Genomic DNA, 18,421 nt, shown 5'->3' on the forward strand with positions numbered 1-18,421 from the left:
AATATGGCAAACAAAAACTTTTTACCCATTGCAATTGATATTGCCAACCAAAAAATACTAATAGTTGGCGGCGGGCAAAGTGCCTTTAACAAATTGCAGATTTTGCACCGACACAATGCCAAAGTTGAGATTTTGGCAACCGAAGTGTGCGACGAAATAAAAAATAGTGGTGTGAAATACATCGAAAAGCCTTACGATAAGAAATATATAAAAGACTATTTAATGCTTTATTCGTGCACAAATAACGACGAAGTAGACCGCCAGATTGAGGAAGATTGCCGTGCGGCAAAGGTTTTAGTTAATATTCATGATAAACCAGAACGCTGTCAGTTTGTTTCTCCTGCTATCTACCGTACTGGAAATATTTCGGTAGCCGTAAGTTCGAACGGAGAAAATGTGTACGAATCAATTCGGATAAGAAATTTAATACAAGATAAGTTGCAACTTAATTAAAACGCAAAAATGAGTTTAAAAACAAATCCATTAAATGATGCACAGCTAAGTGCTTTAGGTCAGTTGGTGGAAGGATTGACAAAAGATCAGGCCCTTTGGTTAAATGGCTATTTCGAGGGGAGGCTTGCCGCATTCGGAGGGCTGGAAGTTCCGATGGTTGAAAGTGCTGCCGCAGCTGCCCCGCAAAGTTCAATTAACCTTACAATTTTGTACGGAACTGAAACCGGACATTCGCAGGGGCTAGCCGAAAAATTGGGAGAAAAGGCGTCTTTTAAAGGTATTAATACCCAGGTATTGAGCTTGTACGATTACAATTACAAAAAGCTGAAAGAAGAAGAAAATGTAGCGGTAATTGTAAGTACGCACGGTGAAGGAGATCCGCCGGATATGGCCGAAGATTTTTATAAATATGTAACCGGAACAAGAGCGCCGGAGCTTGATGGGGTAAGTTTTTCGGTGCTGGCACTGGGCGATAAAACCTACAAGCATTTCTGTAAAACAGGCGAAGAAATTGATGAGGCCTTAAAAAGCCGCGGGGCCTATCGGGTGGCACAGTTGGTAAAGTGCGATGTGGATTATGAGCAGCCTGCCGAAATGTGGATGAATAACTTTTTGTTGAACCTTACACCAGCAGAAACTGCCGATCCGCTTGCCACAGAGTCGCCTCTTGTAGAGTCGAACGGAGGCTTTGGAGAAGAATTCTCGAAGGCAAACCCATACATGGCAACGGTTTTAGAAAAGGTGAAAATTACCGGAAGTGATTCAGACAAAGAAGTGTACCATGTTGAGTTGTCGCTCGAAGGCTCGGGGCTGGAATACGAACCCGGCGACTCTCTGGGGGTTTTTACTCAAAACCCGGAAGACCTGGTGGAAGACATCCTTGCTTTTACCGGTTTCGATCCCGAGCAAAAAGTAGATGTTCAGGAAATGGAAATCGGTATACGCGAGGCGCTGTTGCACCACCTGGAAATAACGCTGTTAACTTTTGATTTGCTTACAAAATACCAGGCGAAAACCCAAAATGCTGAGCTGGCAAAGTTGCTGGCCGACGATAAAGCACTTGATGAATACCTCTATGGTCACGATGTGCTCGATTTGCTGGAAGATTTCCCGTTTAACTGGAACGCCAACAAACTGGCAGAGGTGCTTCGGCCAATTCCTCCGCGCTTGTATTCCATTTCGTCGAGTATGGAAAGTGTTGGTGAAGAGGTGCATGTAACCGTATCAGTAGTGCGCTACGAGCGGAAAAACCGAAAACGAAAAGGAGCCTGTTCGTCACACCTGGCGGATGGTATTGAAATAGATGAACAAGTACCTGTTTACATCGATAAAAATCCATCGTTTAAACTTCCGGCCAACGGTTCAAAAATAATTATGGTTGGCGCCGGAACCGGTGTTGCTCCGTACCGTGCTTTTATGCAGCATCGCGAGAGTTTAGGTATTAAAGGCGAATCGTGGTTGTTTTTTGGCGACCGTAGGTTTAGCTCCGATTTTCTGTACCAAACCGAATGGCAAAAGCTGTTGAAAAATGAAATCCTAACAAAAATGGATGTGGCTTTTAGTCGCGATCAGGATGAAAAAATTTATGTGCAACACAAACTAATGGAACACCAGCAGGAAGTGTTTGAATGGCTTGAAAATGGTGCTCATTTCTATTTGTGTGGCGATATGAAATACATGGCCAAAGATGTGAATAAAACCTTGCTTGAAATTATTCAGGGGCAGGGTGGTGTTACCGAAGAACAAGCTGAGAAATATGTAAAGAACCTGAAACGGGAGAAACGTTTTCAAACCGATGTTTATTAGCGGGATTCGATTGTAGATTTTTTATTCTCGCTGCTCCCGGTGATGTTGATCATCGGTGAAATTTAAGGGGTGCGTGGCCTACTCAACCACAATACACCCCGTAACCCAAAAAATTATGAAATATGAGCGATGCTATTAACTGGCTTGAGCTTTCAGAAGTTGAAAAGCTGAAGTATGAAAGTAATTACCTGCGCGGAACGCTGGAAAAAAGCCTGGCCGACCCGCTTACCGGGGCCATTGCCGAGGGCGATACACAACTGTCAAAATTTCATGGAATTTACCAACAGTGGGACCGCGATGTGGATAAGGAGCGGAAACGGCAAAAGTTGGAACCGGCCTTTTCTTTTTTAATTCGTTTGCGCATGCCCGGCGGAAAATTTACTCCCAAACAGTGGTTGGCTATGGATGAACTTTCTGAAAAGTATGCCAATCAAACGTTGAAGCTTACAACGCGTCAGACTTTTCAGTTGCATGGTGTATTAAAAAAGAACCTGAAAGCAACCATCAGCGAAATGAACAGTTATTTGATGGACACCATAGCTGCCTGTGGCGATGTAAACCGAAATGTAATGAGCCATGCCAATCCGGCGCAGTCGCCTTTGCATGCCGAAATTATAGATGTAGCTAAAAATATCAGCGAACACCTTTTGCCAAAAACGGGTGCATACCACGAAATTTGGCTCGATAAAAAGCTTGTGGCCAACAGCAAAGAAGAAATTGAGCCGCTTTATGGAAAACGTTACCTGCCCCGTAAGTTTAAAATTGGTATTGTTATCCCACCCCACAACGATTGCGATGTATTTTCACAAGATCTTGGGTTTATCGCTATTGTAAACAATGAAAAAATTGTTGGTTACAACGTAGTGGTTGGCGGTGGGCTGGGCTCCACTTTTGGCATGCCCGAAACTTATCCGCGAACAGGCACAGTAATTGGTTTTTGCACCCCGGAACAAGTGCTTGATGTTGCCGAAAAAGTTGTGCTGGTACAACGCGATAACGGCAATCGTAAAAACCGAAAACAAGCCCGTTTAAAATATACGATTGACAGAATGGGGGTTGATGGTTTTGTTGAAGAGCTGACAGAACGTTTGGGATACGCTTTGCAGCCTCAGCGCCAATACGAGCTTAAAACCACAGGCGATTCGTTTGGGTGGATAAAAGGCACCGACAAAAAGTGGCATCTTACTTATTTTGTTGAAGGAGGACGTGTAAGCGATACCGGCGAACGAAAGCTAAAAACAGCCTTGCGCGAAATTGCAAAAATTGGCGATGGCGACTTCATTCTTACCGGAAACCAAAACCTGATAATTTCAGGAGTTAGTGCAGCCGTTAAAAAGCAAGTTGATGCATTGCTGAAAGAACATGGTGTGTCTGCAGAAGCTATTTCCGGCTTGCGAAAAAATTCGATCGCCTGTGTGGCATTGCCAACTTGTCCGCTGGCCTTTGCCGAGGCCGAACGGTATTTGCCAACGCTGGTAAGCAAAATTGAAAAGATACTGGCAGAATATCAGCTGGATAAAGAGGAAATTGTAATTCGGATGACCGGTTGCCCTAATGGGTGTGGAAGACCTTACCTCGCCGAGATTGGCTTAATTGGGAAATCACCCGGCTATTACAACCTGTACCTTGGCGGCAGTTTTAACGGAACAAAGTTAAACACACTGTACCGGCAAACGCTTAATGAAGAGCAAATTTTAAACGAGCTGCAACCCATTATTGCCGATTTTGCTGCAAACCGAAATGGCGGCGAGCATTTTAGCGACTTTGTGTTTCGCAAAGAATATGTAAAAGAGCTTACAGAGGGAAAACTTTTCAGGCATTAAAATGGCAGTTTTTATTGGTAGAACGATTCAGCCCCAGTCAGAAAAACTTTTGAGGGAACATGGGCTTGAGTTTAAAGCACAGCCTTTAATCGCAACTGATTACTGCTTGCCTGGTGACAGGTTCTTTCAGACCAGGAAAAAGAAACCGGGCGCCTGGATAATTAGCAGTAAAAATGCGGCTTTGTGGTTGTTGCAGTATTACCAACAGATCGGATTTGCCAAAACCGACACCATCTTCTGTCTCTCGGAAAATCAGAAGACGTTACTTAAAAAGCTTGGGGTAAAAATACTGGTTTCAGAAAAAAAGAACAGCAAATCGTTGGAAGACCTGGTGAAAAAAAAATACCGTGAAAATTGCCTTGTTTTTTTAAAGGGAGACCGTGCAGAAGGGTTTCGATACATCCGGCCGTTAGAAATAGTGGTGTACAGAACAACACTTTTAAAGCCTAAAATTGATAAAACGTATCAGCTCTATTTGTTTTTCAGCCCCAGCGGAATAGAGAGTTTTTCGATTGCCGGCAATAGGCTTGAGCCGCAGGCGCAAATTATTGCTATTGGCGAAACAACAGCACAAAAAGCACGCTCGGTATTTTCAAACCAAGTAAAAACATGTTTTAATCAAACAGAACAAGAGATGGTGAAAATGGCCATTTACGAAGCGCAAAAAAACAATTGGATTTATGAAAACAGCACAAAGCAAACAGTTATTTAAGCGAGCACAACAAAGCATTCCGGGAGGAGTGAATTCGCCCGTGCGAACTTTTGCCGGGGTAGGAGGTACACCACGTTTTATAAAAAGCGCCAGTGGGAGTTTGTTGCTTGATGCAGATGGAAATGCATACATCGATTACCTGGGATCGTGGGGGCCAATGATATTAGGACACGCCTGGCCGGGAGTTGTAAGGGCTGTGCAACAACAGTTGGCGCATTCATCGAGTTATGGACTGCTTACCGAAAAAGAAATTGAATTGGCAGAACTGGTGGTGTCGATGGTGCCGGGCATTGAAAAGGTTCGTTTGGTGAATTCGGGCACCGAAGCCTGTATGACTGCTGTCAGGCTGGCCAGGGCTGCCACCGGACGACAGAAAATTATAAAATTTAACGGTTGTTACCACGGTCATGCCGATACTTTTTTGGTAAAAGCCGGTAGCGGTGCACTTACCCTTGGGAATCCTTCAAGCCCCGGAGTATCGGTCAATGCGGTACAGAATACCTTAATTGCCGAATTCAATCAGCTACCTACGGTGGAAGAAATTATTGCCTGTAACCCCGGCGCGATCGCGGCTATAATTGTTGAGCCGGTAGCTGGTAACATGGGCTGTATTCCTCCCGATGATAATTTTTTGCGTGGACTTCGCAAGTTGGCTACAAAAAATGGCATAGTTCTGATTTTTGATGAGGTGATGACCGGTTTTCGACTGGCGCCCGGTGGAGCACAGGAGGTATTTAACATTCGTGCCGACCTGGTGACTTACGGAAAAATAATTGGCGGAGGATTTCCGGTAGGGGCTATTGCCGGCCCGGAATCAATTATGGACTTACTGGCACCTGCCGGGCCTGTGTACCAGGCCGGAACCTTGTCGGGTAACCCGGTGGCTACCACCGCCGGAATTGCCATTCTTTCTGAATTAAAAAGCAATCACGGAATTTATGCGCAACTCAACCAAAAAAGCGAAATATTGCAAAATGGCTTGCAACAGGTTTTTAACTCATTTGATTTGCCACATCGCATCAATCGGGTAGGTTCGATGTTAAGTGTGTTTTTTACCAATAAGCAGGTGCATTCTTTCGCTGATGTACAAGAGGCAGATATGGATTTGTTCGCCCGATTTTTTCAGCAGATGTTAAACCACGGAGTGCATCTGCCACCATCGGGTTACGAAGCCTGGTTTATTGCTGCAACTCATACCGAAAAACTACTGCTGGAAACCATTGCGGCGGCTAAAAGTAGCTGCCACAGTTTAATGAAGAAACCGGTTGTTCGCTAAGTGGATAAGTGGTTTGATGGGCACATTTTTAATCGATTACCAAATAATTTAAACGACTACTCATGAGAAAGACAATTTCAATATTAGGTTGCGGTTGGTTAGGTACCGCCCTGGGGAAATCGCTGCTAAGGCAGGGATGGAAAGTAAAAGGATCGACAACAACTACGCAGAGTTACAATAAGCTGGAGTTATCGGGTATAAGCACCTTTTATGTTAAAGTAAAAGCCCGGTCGCTTGAGGTGGATTATAACAGCTTTTTTAATACAGATGTTCTGGTTGTAGCATTTCCTCCCACGCGTACCAGGTGTGTTGAAGATTCATTCCCCCCAAAAATAGAACAGCTAATCGCAAAAATTAAAGAAGTAGGTGTGAAAAAAGTACTTTTTGTTTCATCTACTTCTGTTTACGAATCGGTAAACGCAGAAGTTGTTGAAGGGCAGGAAGGTTCGCCGGAGAAAACATCGGGAAAGGCATTGTTAGCCGCCGAGCAACTGCTTTTATCCTGTTCCGAGTTTAAAACCACCGTATTACGGTTTGGCGGGTTAATTGGTTACGATCGTAACCCGGCGCGTTTTGTGCAGAACAAAAAAGAACCCTTGTTCGATGCTCCTGTAAACCTTATTCATCGCGATGATTGTGTAAATATAATTACCCAAATTCTTGAGAAGAATATCTGGGGCGAGGTCTTTAATGCTGTTTGTCCGGAACACCCCGGGCGAAACGAGTTTTATGCCAGGGCAGCTAAAATAAGCGAATTGCCGGTGCCGGTGTTTTCAAAAGAACATGGGCCTTTTAAAATTGTAAATAGCAATAAACTCATTCAGCAATTACAATATTCGTTTGTATACAACAGTCCGATGGATTATTTAAAAGAGGTGGAAGAATGGGCTTATCGCATTTGATATCAATTGTTGGAGCCGGGCCCGGCGATCCGGAGTTGCTGACCATGAAAGCGATGAAGCGATTAAGTTCGGCCGATTTGGTTTTGTATGATGCTTTGTTGGGAGCGGCTATTCTTGATTGTGCTAAACCCGGAACTGAGCTGGTTTATGTGGGCAAATTATACAAAGATGGCCAGGATCAGACAGCGCGACAAAACGAAATTCATCAGCAATTTTTAAAAGCCGCCAGGCAGGGCAAACGGGTGGTGCGATTAAAAGCCGGCGACCCTTTTATTTTTGGCCGCGGATCAGAAGAAGCACGATTTTGCAAGGAGGCCGGCTTGTGTTACGAGGTTGTTCCGGGCGTTACCGCAGCACTGGCGGGTGCTGCCCGTTTTGAAGTGCCGGTTACCGAACGCGGAAAAAATGCACTGGCCTTGTTTTCTACGGGCCATCGTGTGAATGGTAGTTTTTCCGATATTGAAGCTGTTGTGGCCGTGTTACAAACCGGCTCGCCGGTAATGGTTTACATGGGCTTGAATAATCTGGTAGAGCTGGCCGAAACACTGGTGACACGCGGTATTAGTGTACAAACGCCGGTGCAACTGATGAGTAGGATTGGCCAGATAGATGAATGTTTTTTTTCCACCAACTTGGGTGAAACGGCAGTTTTTCTTCAGGAAAATAGCCCACCAATGCCCACAGTAATTGTAATCGGAAAACATACAAATCCCGTAGCATGAAACAGAAAATTACCATAGCAACCAGGGGGAGTCGCCTGGCTTTAAAACAAACCGAAATTGTTCGAAGTCTTCTGCTGAAAGAGTTTCCGCAGTTAAGCATTGAGGTGCTTGAAGTTACCACTCGCGGCGATATTGACCAGACTACGCCGCTTCAGGCTTTCGGGAATACCGGTGTGTTTGTAAAGGGGTTAGAGGAAAAGATTTTGCTTGGCGAGGCAGATATTGCCGTGCACAGCCTCAAAGATGTTCCTTCTGATGCGCATCCCGATTTGGTGTTAGCTGCCTATCCCGAGCGCGAAGATGTGCGCGATGTTTTGATTTCCCGCAATAACGTCCACTTTTCCGAGCTGAAAAGGGGAAGTGTAATTGGCACAAGCAGTCCGGCACGCAGGATGCAGTTGCAGTTACTTCGCCCCGACCTGGTTTTTAAAAACATAAGAGGAAATGTTGATACACGTGTAGAAAAAGTGAAGAATGGCAATTACGATGCAACAATTTTGGCTGCTGCCGGATTAAAACGACTCGGCTATTCCATACCTCAAAACAGCTTTTTTTCACTGGATGAGGCCGTTCCTTCACCCGGACAAGGCGCGCTGGTGGTGCAGTCTCACCGGCAAAATACCACTGTTTTGGCTTTGCTCGAAAAAATAAATGACCCTGGCGTAGAAAAGCAGGTAGCTGCCGAACGAAAATTTATGCAGCTTATTGGTGGCGGCTGTCGTTATCCACTGGCGGCACACGCTGAAACGGATGCGGGCAAAGTTACCTTTCGTGCCATTGCGCATAAACCCGGTTGGTGCAATATCGAAAAAGTTAAAATAGAAATTCCTGTGGCAAAGCTAATGCCCGGGGTCGAAGAAATCGCAAAAAAAATAATAGACAAAAACTTATAATGATGAATAGACCACAATTTCCAACAACTCGCCTGCGAAGATTAAGATACAATGCCCAGATCCGCGAGCTGGTAGCCGAAACTAATGTTTCTTTAAACGACCTGGTAATGCCGCTTTTTGTAACATTCGGAGAAAATGTAAAACAGGAAATTACCTCGATGCCGGGGCAATACCGTTTCTCGGTTAATACACTGGTTGAAAAATGTAAACTACTGTGTATGAAAGGGATAAAATCTGTTTTGCTTTTCGGAATACCCGAGGAAAAAGATGAACACGGACATTTGGCTTGTTCCGAAAATAGCATTGTTCAAAAAGCCATGGTAGCCTTAAAAAAGGAGTTGCCAGGGCTTTTGATTATTGCCGATGTATGCAACTGCGAGTACACTACGCACGGGCACTGCGGAACCATTGTTGATGGCGATGTGGAAAATGATTCAACCTTAAAAACTTTGGCTGCCCAGTCGGTTTCGCTGGCGCAAGCCGGAGCCGACATTATTGCCCCTAGCGACATGATGGACGGGAGAGTGAAAGTTATTCGGGAAGCGCTGGATGAGGCCGGTTTTTACAAAGTACCAATAATGGCCTACTCGGCAAAATTTGCATCCGGATTTTATGGGCCGTTTCGCGATGCTGCTGATAGTGCACCCGCATTTGGTAACCGTAGCACTTATCAAATGGATATTAGAAACAGCAACGAGGCCTTACGCGAAATAGAACAAGATATTGCCGAAGGTGCCGATATGGTGATGGTAAAACCAGGGCTGGCCTACCTTGACATTGTGGCACGTGTAAAAGAAAACTTTAATATACCGGTTGTGGTTTACAACGTAAGTGGCGAATATTCGATGGTGAAAGCAGCCGCACAAAATGGCTGGATTGATGAGCAACGGGTTGTAATGGAATCGATGATTTCCTTTAAACGTGCCGGAGCCGATGTTATTCTTACCTATTGGGCAGAAACGATTGCCGACATACTGAAAGAGTAGCCCTTGGTGAAATAAATGATGGTTTTTATAGATTTGTGAGTACTTAAAAATAGAAAACCATGCCCGAAAAGAAACTATGCTGTCGCATTTTCCCAATCATTTTAATCCTTATTTCTGCTGTAATAAATGCCGGTTTATGGTATTTTGATGAGGGAAATCACGGATTTAAATTCTTAACCGACAAAGACGAATTCTATAATTACCTGGGATTTACGCTTGCGGTTGCTTTGTTACCTATTGCCATATTTTATTATTTCAGCGGAAAAGAAAAGTTTTTCGAAAAGGCACGCCCGCTGTCTTTGCTTGGTTTTGTTCCGGTAATTATTTTTCTGCTTGTATTGGCGCTTTGGTAAGGCAATTCTTTCGGGAAATTGGGTTGACCCAGTTCCCCGAAAAAATTTAAAAAAACAAGTGATGCGAGGTTTATTCCTCATTCATCAGGCTGTCAAGATTAATGGGATTGTTCTGTTTTATACGTTTAAAAATATATCGTGTAATAAAAATGCCGTTACTGTCGTCGGAGCCGCCATAGCTTTCAACTCCGGTATTTACAAAGGCAAGTTCCCAGCCCTGGCTCAGCATGTCGTTTATTTTTGAGGTAAGTAAGGCATCATTCGAAGCGATGTTCTGAAAGCGAATTCCTCCAACATTAAAAAAGTTGAGCAGTTTAGTTTCGTCGTAATCCTTAATACGTATTTCCTGACGGTCGCTTTTATTTCGGTCTCCGTTTTCTGCTGTTTGGCGGGTGGTAAATTCTTTGTAGTCTACTTTATGGTCGGTTGAGAGTAATCGGGAGCGACCCACCCCGCTTGGAATAATCGACTCGATTGATGTTATTATTTTTACTTCGTATTGCGGCGCCTCCTGGCCTTTGCTCAGTGGTACAAAAAACAGCACCAGCAGTGTGAAAATAAGTAAGTGTTTCATTTTTATTTGTTTTGTGAATTTTAGCTTGAAAAATTGATGTTTATGGGATTATTTAATTTCTTTTCTGAAATAATACCGGGTAAGAAACAGGCCGTTTGGATCGTTCGGACTCTCGCTGTTCTCATCAAGTATGGCTTTAAGAAGCTCTTTTTTTATACTTGCGTTTGCCATTTTGCTTTCTACATCGGTTTTAACATCAAACAGTTCCCACCCGTTGGCAAGCATTTCGTTTAGTTTTGATGTTACCAGAGCATCGTTCGAAACAATGTTCTGAAAGCGAATTCCTCCTTCGTTATAAAAATTTAGCAGTTTGGTTTCTTCGTAATCTTTAATACGAATGTTTTTTCGCTTGCTTTTGTTTTTGTTTTTCTTTTCGCCTGTTTGTTGCGAGGTAAAATCACTATAATCTACCTTTACCACCGGCGATATCATTCGCGATCTTCCCAAACCTCCCGGAACCAGCGATTCAATGCAGCTAACAATCTGTATGTCGTACTTTGGCAGTTGTGCCCGGCTTACTATCGGAAGGCAAAAAATAATCAAAAATGCTATTCGAATTTTGAGGCTCATCATGTATTAAATTATGTTTATTGCTAACAAATATACCTAAAAGTTTTAACCGGCTCAGGCTAAAACAAAAAGCATACCGAACTACTTTGTTAAATAAATTTAATCTATCGCAAATGGAATCAATTTTGCAATACAGGCGCGACCAATAATAATTTTTTTTATCTTTCCGCAACAAAACCTGATTATGTCAAAGTTCCCGTTTTATCAACAGTTTGATGCGATGGATTGCGGCCCTACCTGCTTGCGTATGGTGGCTAAATATTACGGGAAACATTTTACCACCGAATTTCTTCGCGAGAACTCATATATTACCCGTGAGGGAGTCTCGCTGCTTGGAATTAGCGATGCGGCTGAGGCTATTGGAATGCGTTCGATGGGCGTAAAAATTACTTTTCAGCAATTAAAAAACGAAGCACCGCTGCCGTGTATTGTGCATTGGGGGCAGGATCATTTTGTTGTGGTTCACCAGTTTAAAAAAGGGAAAGTTTGCGTGGCAGATCCGGCATTTGGGCGGATTGAATACACCGAAAAGGAGTTTTGTGAAAAGTGGATTTCGACAGTTTCTGGCGGAGAGGAAAAAGGAATATGCCTGCTTTTACAACCTACGCCCGATTTCTACCAGAGCGAAGATGATAAGGTGAAGCGTACCGGGTTTCAATTTGTATTTAATTACCTGAAGCCGTACAAAAAACTGGTAATTCAGTTAATTCTTGGTTTCTTTTTGGGAAGCTGTATTCAACTGGTCTTGCCATTTTTAACGCAGAGTGTTGTTGATATTGGTATCAATAACCAGGACATTGGTTTTATTTACCTTGTACTTATTGCTCAACTCGTGTTGTTTATCAGCCGAATGTCGGTAGAGTTTATTCGCTCATGGATATTGTTGCACATCAGTACGCGCATTAATATTTCCATAATTTCCGACTTTCTGATCAAATTGATGAAATTGCCGCTAGGCTTTTTCGATTCAAAAATGATTGGCGATATTTTACAACGCATTGAAGATCACGACCGGATTGAGCGTTTTTTAACAGCGCAATCAATTGGGGTATTGTTCTCGGTTTTTAGCCTGGTGGTTTTTGCCATTGTGCTGGCCATTTACAGCTGGACCATATTTTTTATTTTTATACTTGGCTCGGCGCTGTATTTTGTCTGGATTTATGTTTTTATGAAACGCCGTCGCGAGCTCGATTTTAAACGTTTTAGTAAACTTTCGGAAAATCAGAGTAAACTTATCCAGATTATTAACGGCATTCAGGAAATTAAGCTGAACAACTACGAAAAGCAAAAGCGCTGGGAGTGGGAGCGTGTTCAGGCCGGGCTGTTTAAAGTTAGTGTAAAAAGCCTTTCGTTGCAGCAATATCAAGATGCCGGCTCGGTATTTATAAACGAAACAAAAAATATACTCATCATAATCATATCTGCCACAGCGGTAGTAAATGGCGAATTAACACTTGGTATGATGCTGGCCATACAATATATAATTGGGCAGCTGAATACACCCTTGCGCCAGCTCATTAGTTTTATGCATACCGCACAGGATGCTAAAATTAGTTTGGAGCGTTTGGCCGAAATTCACGATAAAAAGGATGAAAGCGAAGCCGGAAAATCGTATGTGAGAAACCTGCCCGAAAACAAAGGAATTGTTGTTAGCGATTTGGTTTTTCAATATGAAGGGCCACGTTCGCCAAAGGTGCTGAATAATATCGATCTGGAAATACCGGAAAAGAAAACAACAGCCATTGTTGGAACCAGCGGCAGCGGAAAAACGACATTAATAAAATTGTTGCTTGGTTTTTATCCGCCCGTTGCCGGCGATATTAAAATTGGAGGATTACGATTGGCCAACTATTCCCCACAAATGTGGCGCGACAACTGTGGCGTGGTAATGCAGGATGGTTTTATCTTTTCAGACAGTATTGCAAAAAATATTGTGGTAAACGACGAACTTATCGATCAGGAACGTTTATTGAATGCCGTAAAAATGGCTAATATTCAGGATTATATCGAAGCATTGCCCTTAAGTTACAACACAAAAATAGGGCAGGAAGGCGTGGGGTTAAGCCAGGGGCAGAAACAGCGAATTCTGATTGCCCGTGCCATTTATAAATCGCCGGAGTACCTTTTTTTCGATGAGGCAACCAATGCGCTTGATGCCAACAACGAGAAGATGATCATGGAAAATATGGATAAATTCTCGGCGGGAAAAACTGTTGTTGTGGTGGCGCACCGTTTAAGCACGGTAAAAAATGCCGATCAGATTGTGGTGCTCGACACCGGCGAAATTGTTGAACGCGGAACACACGAAGAGCTGATTGCAAAAAAAGGGAAATATTATCAACTGGTTAAAAATCAATTGGAACTGGGAAACTGATGACAAATGACTGACGAGCAAAATAAAATAGAAATTCGTTCCGGCGAAGTACAGGAGATACTTGGCGGAGTACCATCGCGCATTGTTCGTTACGGTATTCTGGTTTTTGTTGCCATTTTTTCGTTTATCATCATTGGCAGTTTCGTTTTTTACTATCCCGATATTTTGCGCTCGAATATTGTGGTTACTACCGAAAATCCACCGGCTACCTTGGTTGCCCGGGCAACAGGTAAAATCGATAGGTTGTTTGTTGAGGATAAAGATCATGTAGCCGCAGGGCAAACTATCGCTTTAATCGAAAATCCGGCAGAATATAACGATGTTATTGAGTTGGAAAAAATGATAAATGCAGTTCAGCCAGATTTTGATACGCTTCATTTCACCGTTTCGCAGCGCTTTAATAAAAGTCTGCAATTGGGGGCAGTGCAAGAGTATTATTCGCAGTTTTTAACCCGATACGAGGAGTTAAATGAATTCTATCAACGTAATTATTATATGTTGAAAGAGGAGTCGTATAAGGAGCAGTTAAAAAATGCACGGATTTTATACGACCGCCTTTGGGAGCAAAAAGTTGCCATCGATAAAGAATACCAGATTAAACAACGCAATTACGAACGCCAGAAAAAATTGCTGGCCGGAGAGGTTGTTTCTTCCACTGTTTTAGAGCAAGCTGAATCGGATATGTTGAGTAAAAAATCGGAACTCGATGGTATTCGTTCCACCTTAGCCGAGCGACAAATTGATATCAGCGAACTGGATCAGAAAATTATTGAAAACGAAAAAGAATATCACGATTATAAAATTCAATACGAGTCGGCACTGATTGAGGCTTTTAATAACCTGAAAAGTCAGGCCAGTGACTGGTTTCTGACTTATGTTTTACGATCGCCTATTGATGGGGTGGTTACCTTTAATAAGTTTTATGCCGAAAACCAGAATATTACCGAAGGCGACCGTGTTTTAACCATCGTTCCCGAAGATGTTGGTGAGGTTGTAGGCAAAGTTGAGTTGCCTGTTCGTGGATCGGGAAAAGTAAAAGAGGGGCTTGATGTTAATGTGAAATTCGACAATTACCCGTACATGGAATATGGTTTGGTTCGTGGCAAAGTAAAAAGTGTTTCGCTGGTGCCCGAAGATAGTTTTTATATGGTTGAAATCGTTTTTCCTAACGGATTGGTTACCAATTACGATAACGAGCTGCAAATGCAAAGCCAGTTAATGGGACAGTCCGAAATTATCACCGAGGACCTGCGTTTGATTCAACGTATCTTTAATCCGCTTAAAGCACTCTGGAAAGAAAGGGTGCGGTAGGTAAAGAGTAAAGTTTAGATTAAGTCAATACAAGGCTGCTAAGGTTGATAAAAAAATGAACTTATTTCCCTTCGCTAAACTTAAATGCCTATAAAACCTTATCTTTTCTCAAATCTTTGTAGCGAAAAAATACCACACCCATCGAATAGACTATATTAACCTTGTTTAGCCTGTTTCACATTTTGCAATTGTCTTTTGCCAACTTCTCAACTTCATGCTTCCAACCTTTTCAATCTCAATCCTTTTCAATCTTAATTATTTCAAAAAAAAACTCAAAACTTATTGTACTTTAATTAAAATTCGTACTTTTGCGAGCCGTTTTTAGGGGAAAAGTGCGCTTTTTCGTCTCGAAACGATTGATAATTAAGGATTTTTGCATAATTTTGCAGTCCGTTTTGAGAAATGATTATTAACTATATAAAAAACAGGTAGTTATGCCAACTATTTCACAGTTAGTTAGAAAAGGAAGACAAACTAAAGTGGAGAAAAGTAAATCTCCGGCTTTAGATTCATGCCCACAACGTCGAGGGGTATGTGTACGTGTTTATACCACTACGCCTAAGAAACCTAACTCAGCAATGCGTAAAGTTGCAAGGGTAAGGTTAACTAATGGTAAAGAGGTGAATGCTTATATTCCAGGAGAAGGCCACAACTTGCAAGAGCACTCGATTGTACTTGTTCGTGGTGGTAGGGTAAAAGACCTTCCGGGTGTACGTTATCACTTAATTCGTGGAGCACTCGATACAGCAGGTGTTGAAGGTCGTCTTCAGCGTCGTTCGAAGTACGGTGCTAAAAAACCGAAAAAATAAGCAGTAAAAAAGAGTAATTAACTACGTTATTTTCAGTGGTTTGGTTGAGTAAAGGATCCTCTCTAATGTCTTCCGGAGGAGAATTGAAGACCGCCTTAGGGCAACCGATTTAAATAACACTAAAAAGTTTTAAAATGAGAAAGTCAAAACCAAAGAAGAGGCATTTGTTGCCAGATCCAAAGTTTAATGATGTGCTGGTAACCCGCTTTGTAAACGACCTTATGGTGGATGGGAAAAAATCTACCGCATACAGTATTTTTTACGATACCATGGATATGGTAGAAAAAAGAATGAAAGATGCTGAGCAATCTCCACTTGAAGTGTGGAAAAAAGCATTGGAGAATATCACTCCTGCTGTAGAGGTTAAAAGCCGCCGTGTTGGTGGTGCTACTTTCCAGGTTCCGATGGAAATTCGTCCGGAAAGAAAAACCGCAATCAGTATTAAAAATATGATCTTGTTTGCCAGAAAACGTTCTGGAAGATCTATGGCCGATAAGTTATCTGCTGAAATTATTGCTGCATTTAACGAAGAGGGTGGAGCGTATAAGAAGAAAGAAGATACCCACAGAATGGCCGAAGCAAACCGTGCATTCGCACACTTCAGATTTTAGTTTAGAGAGAACAAAATATAGTTTAGTAAAATTTGGTAATAGAAAATAGGTAATTTAAAATGGCTAAACAAGATCTGAAATATACCAGGAATATTGGTATTATGGCGCACATCGACGCCGGTAAAACCACCGTGTCAGAACGAATTTTGTTTTACACAGGTATGACTCACCGTATTGGTGAAGTGCACGATGGTGCTGCAACCATGGACTGGATGGAACAAGAGCAGGAAAGAGGTATTACAATTACTTCTGCTGCAACTACCACCTTCTGGAAACACAAAGAGCAGGAGTATAAAATCAATATTATTGATACTCCGGGACACGTTGACTTTACCGTAGAGGTTGAGCGTTCGCTGCGTATTCTTGATGGTACTGTAGCTCTTTTCTGTGCTGTAGGAGGTGTTGAAGCACAGTCGGAAACGGTATGGCGTCAGGCTGAAAAATATGGTGTTCCGCGTATTGCATTTGTAAATAAAATGGACCGTCAGGGTGCCGATTTCTTTAATGTATACAATGAAATTAAAGAAAAATTAGGTGCGAATCCTGTTCCAATGCAAATTCCTATCGGTGCTGAAGAAACTTTCGAGGGAGTTATCGACCTTGTTGAGATGAAAGCAGTGCGTTGGGAAGACGACGCAACAATGGGAACTAAATATGTTCTTAGCGAAATTCCTGAAGAATTAAAAGAACAGGCTGACGAATGGAAAGAAAAATTAGTTGAATCGGTTGCCGAAGTTGACGATGAAATTTTGGAGCGTTACTTCGAAGATCCTGATTCAATTACTGCTGAAGAAATGATGGCTGTAATCCGTAAAGCAACTTTGGAAGGAGTAATCATTCCGATGATGTGTGGATCAGCATTTAAAAATAAAGGTGTTCAGCGTTTGTTGGATGCGGTTTGTGAGTTCTTGCCTTCTCCGCTTGACAAAGGCGAAGTTAAAGGTAAAAACCCGGTAATCGATAAAGAAGTAACACGTATGCCTGATGCAGATGAACCTTTGGCTGCACTGGCATTTAAAATTGCTACCGACCCATTCGTAGGTCGTTTGGCATTTATCCGTGTTTATTCTGGTAAAATTGAGGCGGGTTCAACCGTATACAACTCACGTACAGGTAAAAAAGAGCGTATTTCTCGCTTATACCAGATGCACTCTAACAAGCAAAATCCAAAAGATGTTATCGAGGCAGGTGATATCTGTGCTGCAGTAGGTTTTAAAGATATTCGTACAGGTGATACACTTGGCGATCTTAAAAATCCAATTGAGCTGGAAAGCATGGATTTTCCGGAACCGGTAATTGGTATTGCTATTGAGCCTAAATCTCAAAAAGATGTTGATAAACTTGGAAACGGTTTAGCAAAACTGGCTGAAGAAGATCCAACATTCGTTGTTAGAACTGACGAAGATTCAGGTCAGACAGTAATTCGCGGTATGGGTGAGCTTCACCTTGAAATTTTGATCGACCGTTTGAAACGCGAGTTCAAAGTTGAATGTAACCAGGGAGCTCCTCAGGTAGCATACAAAGAAGCTATTACTCAGTCAGTTGAGCTTCGTGAAGTATTCAAGAAGCAAACTGGTGGACGTGGTAAATTCGCCGATATTATTTGTCGTGTTGAGCCTACAGAAGTAGGAAAAGAAGGACTTGAATTTATCGACGAGGTAAAAGGTGGTCGTATTCCACGTGAATACATCCCATCGGTAGAGAAAGGTTTTAAAGATGCATTGGCCAATGGTCCGTTAGCAGGGTTCCCTGTTGATAGCCTGAAAGTAACACTGCTTGATGGTTCATTCCACCCGGTGGATTCAGACCAGTTGTCATTTGAAATCTGTGCACGTCAAGCATTTAAATCTGCTGCATCGAAAGCAAAACCTGCACTGCTTGAGCCAATTATGAAGCTTGAGATTGTTACTCCGGAAGAGTATATGGGTGATATTATCGCCGATCTTAACCGTCGTCGGGGCGAGGTAGCCAGCATGGATTCAAAAGGTAATGCCAAAGTAATTGAAGCAAAAGTTCCGCTATCAGAGCAGTTTGGTTATGTTACCGTATTACGTACACTATCATCAGGACGTGCTACTTCATCAATGGAGTTTAGCCACTATGCCGAGGTTCCGCGTAACCTGGCAGAGAAAGTGTTAGCAGATGTACAAGGAAGAATTGATTTATTATAATAATTTATAACAATTTTCTCTTATGAGTCAAAAGATCAGGATTAAGCTTAAATCGTACGATCACAACTTGGTAGA

Annotated in this window: 17 protein-coding genes; 15 read left to right on the forward strand and 2 right to left on the reverse strand. The window is 42.5% G+C overall.

What is annotated here, in order from left to right; translation table 11 throughout:
* Positions 1–3: 3 nt before the first annotated feature.
* The 10 genes from QZ574_RS11065 to QZ574_RS11110 all read left to right on the forward strand — a co-directional run bounded on the left by QZ574_RS11065 (position 4) and on the right by QZ574_RS11110 (position 9,926).
* A complete protein-coding gene (locus QZ574_RS11065; protein ID WP_297089547.1) occupies positions 4–453 on the forward strand; it encodes a bifunctional precorrin-2 dehydrogenase/sirohydrochlorin ferrochelatase in 450 nt (149 codons plus the stop codon).
* 9 nt (positions 454–462) lie between these two features.
* On the forward strand, positions 463–2,259 hold the full coding sequence (locus tag QZ574_RS11070; RefSeq protein ID WP_297089548.1) for an assimilatory sulfite reductase (NADPH) flavoprotein subunit: 1,797 nt from the start codon (positions 463–465) through the stop codon (positions 2,257–2,259).
* A 122-nt stretch (positions 2,260–2,381) separates the two neighbouring features.
* Positions 2,382–4,082, forward strand: a complete 1,701-nt coding sequence (cysI, locus tag QZ574_RS11075) for an assimilatory sulfite reductase (NADPH) hemoprotein subunit (RefSeq protein WP_297089549.1) — start codon at positions 2,382–2,384, stop codon at positions 4,080–4,082.
* Between the two features lies 1 nt (position 4,083).
* Complete coding sequence (locus QZ574_RS11080; RefSeq protein ID WP_297089550.1) at positions 4,084–4,794, forward strand: uroporphyrinogen-III synthase; 711 nt, start codon at positions 4,084–4,086, stop codon at positions 4,792–4,794.
* Positions 4,763–6,070 carry a glutamate-1-semialdehyde 2,1-aminomutase gene (hemL, locus tag QZ574_RS11085; RefSeq protein WP_297089551.1) on the forward strand — a complete coding sequence of 436 codons (1,308 nt, stop codon included), beginning with the start codon at positions 4,763–4,765 and terminating at the stop codon, positions 6,068–6,070. Before QZ574_RS11080 ends, hemL begins: the two co-directional genes overlap by 32 nt.
* 62 nt (positions 6,071–6,132) lie before the next feature.
* Complete coding sequence (locus QZ574_RS11090) at positions 6,133–6,972, forward strand: NAD(P)H-binding protein (RefSeq protein WP_297089552.1); 840 nt, start codon at positions 6,133–6,135, stop codon at positions 6,970–6,972.
* Positions 6,954–7,694, forward strand: coding sequence for a uroporphyrinogen-III C-methyltransferase (gene cobA / locus QZ574_RS11095; RefSeq protein WP_297089553.1), 741 nt, complete (start codon positions 6,954–6,956; stop codon positions 7,692–7,694). The genes QZ574_RS11090 and cobA overlap by 19 nt, the downstream gene beginning before the upstream one ends.
* A complete protein-coding gene (gene hemC / locus QZ574_RS11100; RefSeq protein ID WP_297089554.1) occupies positions 7,691–8,587 on the forward strand; it encodes a hydroxymethylbilane synthase in 897 nt (298 codons plus the stop codon). Before cobA ends, hemC begins: the two co-directional genes overlap by 4 nt.
* The gene (hemB, locus tag QZ574_RS11105; protein WP_297089555.1) at positions 8,587–9,573 is read left to right on the forward strand and encodes a porphobilinogen synthase; all 987 of its coding nucleotides are present in this window, start codon (positions 8,587–8,589) and stop codon (positions 9,571–9,573) included. The genes hemC and hemB overlap by 1 nt, the downstream gene beginning before the upstream one ends.
* Positions 9,574–9,632: 59 nt before the next feature.
* On the forward strand, positions 9,633–9,926 hold the full coding sequence (locus QZ574_RS11110) for a hypothetical protein (protein WP_297089556.1): 294 nt from the start codon (positions 9,633–9,635) through the stop codon (positions 9,924–9,926).
* Between the two features lie 70 nt (positions 9,927–9,996).
* Here QZ574_RS11110 and QZ574_RS11115 read toward each other — a convergent pair whose 3' ends face one another.
* Together QZ574_RS11115 and QZ574_RS11120 are read right to left on the reverse strand one after the other, a co-directional pair.
* On the reverse strand, positions 9,997–10,500 hold the full coding sequence (locus tag QZ574_RS11115; protein ID WP_297089557.1) for a hypothetical protein: 504 nt from the start codon (positions 10,498–10,500) through the stop codon (positions 9,997–9,999).
* A 48-nt stretch (positions 10,501–10,548) separates the two neighbouring features.
* The gene (locus QZ574_RS11120; RefSeq protein WP_297089558.1) at positions 10,549–11,073 is read right to left on the reverse strand and encodes a hypothetical protein; all 525 of its coding nucleotides are present in this window, start codon (positions 11,071–11,073) and stop codon (positions 10,549–10,551) included.
* Positions 11,074–11,254: 181 nt separating this feature from the next.
* Between QZ574_RS11120 and QZ574_RS11125 the strand changes: the two genes are divergently transcribed.
* The 5 genes from QZ574_RS11125 to fusA all read left to right on the forward strand — a co-directional run bounded on the left by QZ574_RS11125 (position 11,255) and on the right by fusA (position 18,346).
* On the forward strand, positions 11,255–13,444 hold the full coding sequence (locus QZ574_RS11125) for a peptidase domain-containing ABC transporter (protein WP_297089559.1): 2,190 nt from the start codon (positions 11,255–11,257) through the stop codon (positions 13,442–13,444).
* Between the two features lie 6 nt (positions 13,445–13,450).
* On the forward strand, positions 13,451–14,755 hold the full coding sequence (locus QZ574_RS11130) for an HlyD family efflux transporter periplasmic adaptor subunit (RefSeq protein WP_297089560.1): 1,305 nt from the start codon (positions 13,451–13,453) through the stop codon (positions 14,753–14,755).
* A gap of 434 nt (positions 14,756–15,189) precedes the next feature.
* A complete protein-coding gene (gene rpsL / locus QZ574_RS11135; protein WP_297089561.1) occupies positions 15,190–15,564 on the forward strand; it encodes a 30S ribosomal protein S12 in 375 nt (124 codons plus the stop codon).
* Positions 15,565–15,698: 134 nt separating this feature from the next.
* Positions 15,699–16,175: a 30S ribosomal protein S7 gene (gene rpsG, locus QZ574_RS11140; RefSeq protein WP_297089562.1), complete on the forward strand. Its 477-nt coding sequence runs from the start codon at positions 15,699–15,701 to the stop codon at positions 16,173–16,175.
* A 59-nt stretch (positions 16,176–16,234) separates the two neighbouring features.
* A complete protein-coding gene (gene fusA / locus QZ574_RS11145; RefSeq protein WP_297089563.1) occupies positions 16,235–18,346 on the forward strand; it encodes an elongation factor G in 2,112 nt (703 codons plus the stop codon).
* Positions 18,347–18,421: the final 75 nt, after the last annotated feature.

Source organism: uncultured Draconibacterium sp., assembly GCF_913063105.1.
GTDB lineage: Bacteria > Bacteroidota > Bacteroidia > Bacteroidales > Prolixibacteraceae > Draconibacterium.